General features: G+C 68.2%; 4 protein-coding genes. All 4 read left to right on the top strand.

Going from position 1 to position 5,209, the window contains the following annotated elements; genetic code table 11:
- The first annotated feature begins 263 nt into the window (after positions 1-263).
- On the top strand, positions 264-1,031 hold the full coding sequence (locus tag WAW17_RS28820) for a TnsA-like heteromeric transposase endonuclease subunit (protein ID WP_422336271.1): 768 nt from the start codon (positions 264-266) through the stop codon (positions 1,029-1,031).
- The gene (locus tag WAW17_RS28815; protein ID WP_422336270.1) at positions 1,028-3,166 is read left to right on the top strand and encodes a helix-turn-helix domain-containing protein; all 2,139 of its coding nucleotides are present in this window, start codon (positions 1,028-1,030) and stop codon (positions 3,164-3,166) included. The genes WAW17_RS28820 and WAW17_RS28815 overlap by 4 nt, the downstream gene beginning before the upstream one ends.
- Positions 3,163-4,266 carry a TniB family NTP-binding protein gene (locus WAW17_RS28810; RefSeq protein ID WP_422336269.1) on the top strand — a complete coding sequence of 368 codons (1,104 nt, stop codon included), beginning with the start codon at positions 3,163-3,165 and terminating at the stop codon, positions 4,264-4,266. The genes WAW17_RS28815 and WAW17_RS28810 overlap by 4 nt, the downstream gene beginning before the upstream one ends.
- On the top strand, positions 4,263-5,209 hold a 947-nt coding region (locus WAW17_RS28805; protein ID WP_422336268.1), incomplete at its 3' end, for a TniQ family protein. The genes WAW17_RS28810 and WAW17_RS28805, both read left to right, overlap by 4 nt.

Raw genomic sequence — 5,209 nt, 5'->3', positions numbered from 1 at the left:
ACAGGAACACCCAATCCTCCTCCGAGACGACGGAGGACATAGATACACGAGCGCTACGACACAGCAATCACTTGTGCAACACAGACAGGGCCGATGAGACAGATTTCAACCATGAAAAGAACCCGTGGCCAAATCTCACGCGAGATGGCCACTCGGTGGCCAGTTGGCCATTTGGGTGAGATTGTCTCGGCGTGGCTGCGTGGTGGAAGCGGATAGCGGGTGGATGATCCAACCGAGTACTTCCGATGCGGGGAGATGCCGCGATGGGGAACGCTACGGTGGCTGGATCGGCGAAACCGCGTGCCGGGTCGTCGAATCTGGGTGCGGCGCAGCTCGCTCGCCGCCACGTAGTGGACGGCGCCGAGGAGATCCGACCGCTGGGTGAGGTCGCGGTCGATGACGTCGTTGCCTCCGCGCCGTGGCGGACCTTTCGCTGGTATGGAGGTCAGCAGCATTATTCGGGTACCTATTGGGCTGCGACCGAGTCCGGTCATGTGATTTACGAATCGCGGCTGGAGCTGGCAAGTCTGCTTTTCGCGGACTTCGATGTGGGGGTGCAGCGCATTGCCGCGCAGCCGTTTCTGCTGAGGTGCCCTGTCGACGGCAAGGAACGCCGGCACATTCCGGACTACCTACTGCTGACGAACGCTGGACCGGTGATCGTGGATGTGAAACCTCGTCGGCGGTTGGCGTCGAAGACTGTGGCGTTCACGTTCGAGTGGACCAGGTCGGTGTTGACCGCGCGGGGATGGCGGTACGAGGTGTGGAGCGAGCCGCCTCCGATCGAGCTGGAGAATGTGCGGTTCCTCGCCAGCTATCGGCGGGCGTGGTTGTTCGATCCGAGTGTGCTCGATGCGGTGAGAAGTGTAGTGCAGGAAGGGATCAGGATCGGCGAAGCGCTGTCTGCGGTGTCTGCCTATCCGGAACCGTCGGTACGGGCGGCGCTGTTTCATCTGCTGTGGCGGCAGGAGTTCGGCGTGGACATGACCCAGGGGTTGACCGCCGCCAGCGTGTTGCGGTTCGCGTCATGAGTGGCGCAGCGGCGCGGGTCGGTGTCGGGACTCGGTTCATCTACGACGGTGAGATCGTCGAGGTGATCGAGATGATGGCAACCGCCGCGGGTAATGAGGTCGTGCTCAGAACCAAGACGAACGGTCAGATCCGCCGCGTCGCCGTCCGCGAGCTGCTGACCTCGGAGAACGTGCGGGTGATCCCCGATGAGGGCGGGCCGTCCTCCGACGATCCCGGCGAGCTGTCTTCCGTCGTGACGGCGATGCTGACCGAGCCCGACCGCATCCGATTGCTCGAACGGGCTGAGCATGTGCGCGAGGCTCTTACCGGGTACAGGTCGGGTTCCGCGCAGTTGTCGGCGCCGGGCGAACCGCGCGCCGAGTACGACCCGGCGGTGCCGTTGACGAGGCGGTATGCGGCGAAGGCCGCGGAGCTCGGGATTGGGGTGCGGACACTGCGGCGTTGGGTCGGTGACTATCGCCGGGGCGGTGAAGCCGGCCTCGCCCCGTGCAGGACGGCCGAACGCGGACCGCTGGAGCATCGCGATCAACGCTGGATCGAGACGGCGCTGGAGGTGATGGTCGAGCACACCGATCAGTCGCGGCCGTCGCGGACGATGGTGATCGAGCGGGCGAACGCCCGGGTGGTGGCCCGGTTCGGGGAGGGTGTGGTGCGGTTGCCGTCGCGGGCGACGGCGTTTCGGGTGCTCGAGGAGTTGGAGCGGCGGCATCCGACGTTCCGGTTGAGCACCAAACGCAATCGGGACATCGCGGCCCGGCCGGACGGGCCGTACGGGAAGCTGCGACCGACCCGACCGGGTGAGTACCTGTTGATGGACACCACCCGGCTGGACGTATTCGCACTGGATCCGGTGACATTGCGGTGGGTGCAGACGGAATTAACGGTCGGGATGGACTGGTACACACGCTGTGTCGTCGGGATCCGGCTCACGCCGGTGTCGACGAAGGCGGTGGACGCGTCGGCCACGTTGTATCAGGCGTTCCGGCCGCGACCGGCCGGCAAGGATTGGCCCGCGCACGCGGTGTGGCCCGAGCACGGCATTCCGCGGTCACTGCTGGTCGACGTCGACGCAGTCGACGGGCCGATGGTGGGGGCGGCGTCTCCTGCGCTGGCGCCGGAGACCATCGTGATCGACCACGGCAAGATCTACGTCTCCGAGCATCTGACCAGTGTGTGTCAGCGGATGGGGATCTCGATCCAGCCGGCCCGGTTGCGGACCGGCCGCGACAAGGGGCCGGTGGAGCGGTTCTTCCGCACCCTCCGGGAGGACCTGCTGCAGGCGCTGCCCGGATACAAGGGCCCGGACGTGCACTCGCGTGGGGCGGCGCCGGAGTCGGAGGCGTTCTTCTACCTCGACGAGCTCGAGGCGATCATCCGGGAATGGGTGGCGGTGGTGTACCACCACCGCCCGCACGAGAGCCTGCTCGATCCGCATCTGCCGTCGGTAAAGATGTCGCCGGCGGTGATGTTCGAGCACGGCATCGCCCGCGCCGGCTACATCGAAGTGCCCCGCGATCCGGACCTGGGATACGAGTTCCTCAAGGTGGAGTGGCGCACCCTGCAGCATTACGGGTTCGAGGTGCACGGTCGCCGCTACCACGGTGACCTGCCGCCGGGATGCCGCGACGGTGCCAGCCCGTACCCGGACCGGGGAAAGGGCAAGGGCCGGTGGTGGCCACTGCACGTCGATCCGGATGACATCACCCGAATCTATCTGCGGGATCCGACCTCGCGGCGGTGGTATCCGCTCGAGTGGGAGCATGCCCGGTCGGTGCAGATGCCGCTGAGTGAGGACGCGTTGGCGTTCGCCCGCCGGTTGGCGAAGGCGAAGTACACCTACCCCGACGACCGGATCGCGGTCGCCGACCTGCTCGAGCGCTGGAATCTCGGCCTCGGGTCGAGCATGACCGAGCGGCGCATGGCGTTGCGTATGGCACGTGAGGACGCGGCGCTCGACCTCGACCCGGACGGACCGACAGACCCGGCCGGGCCGCTGTCGGTGACGCGTCACGGCACGGCGGTGCCGGTCCACGCCGCGCAGACCAGCGCGGACATCGGTGATGACGACGCCGAGGACGAGCCAGACGTGCCCGGCGACGGCGATTTCTACGCCGATGCGCTGGAGTACCTGTGACCATCGCACTGATCCGGCAGCATCTGCAGGACTACGCGCCGCGGGGCAATGTGGCGCTCTCCCGCAAGGAGGGGTGGCGCGATTTCGCCGACGCCCCTTCCCTGGTCGCGCCGCAGGTGCTGACCCGCCGGCAGCTGCACGCATTGAGCGTCGACGATGCCGAGGTCTACAACCATTTCCGGCAGCTGTGGCACGCGAACCTGGGTCCGATCCGGACCCCGCAACTGACCGCGCTGCACGAGCAGCTCTCGACCGTGGTCGACAGCAACCTCCAGTTCGGCGACAAGGCCAAGGGCGCGGTCGCGATCGACGCCTACCCCGGCCTGGGCAAGACGACGTCGGTGTTGGCGTTCGCCAAGGATTTTCACCGCCGCGAGATCCGGATCAAGGGCACCCACACCCGCGACGGGCACCAGCGGTGGCCGGTGTGCCGGGTCGGGTTGACCGGCAACACCGGCCTCAAGGAGTTCAACCGGGCGATGCTCGAGTTCTACGCCCACCCCGGGATCACCCGCGGCACCAGCGCCGACCTGTCCCGCCGCACCCTGGACTGCGTGACCTCCTGTGAGACACGACTTCTGGTGGTCGATGATCTGCATTTCCTGCGCATGCACGCCACCAGCGGCGTAGAGATCAGCAACCACTTCAAATACATCGCCAACGAGTTCCCGGTCACCGTGGTCTTCGTCGGGGTGAAGCTGGCCGAACGCGGCCTGTTCACCGAGGCGCAGACCGCGCGGCGCACCACACTGGTGGGGATGCGGCCGTTCGTCATCGACACCGACACCGGCCGCCGCGAATGGCGGACCATGCTGCTGGCGATCGAACAGGGACTGGTGCTCGCCGACAAGTACCCCGGCATGCTCGCCGACGACCTGTCGGCCTACCTGTTCACCCGCAGCACCGGCCACATCGGGTCGCTGATGGTGCTGATCAACCGCGGCTGCCACCGCGCGGTCGCCACCGGCCGCGAACGCCTGAATGCCGAGGTGCTCGACACCGTCAGCAACGACGAGGACGCCGAGACCGCGCGGCGAGAACTGCAAGCCGCCCTCGAGGCGCGCCGCATCACCACCCGGCCGACACAGCGCCGCCGATGACCGGGGTGCGGTCCCTGCCGATCCGGGTCGCCCCGCTGCGCGGCGAGGCGATCGATTCCTGGCTCGAGGCCATCGCGCACCGCACCGGGACGCCGTTCGTCGACCTGGACACGGCCCTGCGCCCCGACGACAGCACTGCCGCCGACAGGGTTCGGCGCCCGAACCTGTGGCCGATGCACCTGCGCCCGAACGACGTGGACGCCATCGCCGCGGCGACGGAACTGCCCGCCACCACTGTCGAGGCGATGACGTTGGCCCGCTACGACGGCATCGCGCTGTCGCTGAACGGACGGAAGGGACGAGCGGCCGCGGGCCTGCCCTGGGGCCGCGGACGCCGATCCCGGTACTGCCCGGACTGCCTCGCCGACTCCGGCGGACGGTGGCAACTGCAGTGGCGGCTGGGATGCGTCTTCGCCTGCACCGAACACCACTGCCTGCTGGCGGACACCTGCCCGCGCTGCGAAAGCGTCCAACGGTGCAGCCGTCCCCTCCGGGAGGTCGTGCCGAGTCCGGGCCGCTGCCCCCACCGCAGTGCGGACACCGCTCGCCCACGTGGGCTCACCCGGTGCGGGGCAGACCTGACCTCGGCACCGGTGATGCGGTTGCGCCCGGATCACCCGGCGATCCGGGCCCAGCAACGCGTGCTCGATGCCCTCACCGCCGGCCGAGGCACCTTCGGTGTGTACACCGACCACCCCCATCCGGCCCGCGACGTGCTGGCCGATCTGCACGCCATCGCCTCCCGCGTCCTCGCCTACGGCAGCATCGAAGAGATCGCCGAGCGGGTTCCCGCCGACATCACCGACGCGCTCACCCGGATTCGATCGTCCGCGCCGGAAGCACAGGCGACGGTACGAGGATCGGAGCTGTCGGCGGCCGACGGGGCGACCGTGACGGCCGTCGCGTTGACCGCGGCCGCGGCGGTGCTGGACCGGTCCAGCAC

The organism is Rhodococcus sp. (in: high G+C Gram-positive bacteria), from assembly GCF_049286785.1.
GTDB lineage: Bacteria > Actinomycetota > Actinomycetes > Mycobacteriales > Mycobacteriaceae > Rhodococcus_F.
The sequence above is the reverse complement of the archived record's forward strand: the minus strand, read 5'-3'. Positions and strand labels throughout refer to the sequence as shown.